Here is a 203-nt window from a genome sequence, read left to right on the forward strand (position 1 = left end):
GAAGACAAGCTCGCATACATACGGCAGTGTACCAGTTCCAGTGGTTCCAGGCTACATCGCAAATAAGTCTCAAGCTGGTCAACTAGAAGTTACCGTAGCGACTCCTAACGCGGAAGAGACTGTCAGCTACACACCAGTGGGAAGAATTATTCTTGTGGACGAAGCGGGGAATCAAATCGTTGGTACAGACGCTGTTCCGTATA

Annotated in this window: 1 protein-coding gene; it reads left to right on the forward strand. The window is 48.8% G+C overall.

Annotated elements, in window-relative coordinates; translation table 11 throughout:
• Positions 1-203 (forward strand): mucin-binding protein (locus AX663_RS10700; protein ID WP_443031044.1); only part of this gene is annotated, 203 nt, incomplete at both ends.

The organism is Streptococcus sp. CCH8-H5 (assembly GCF_001556505.1).
Taxonomy (GTDB): Bacteria; Bacillota; Bacilli; order Lactobacillales; family Streptococcaceae; genus Streptococcus.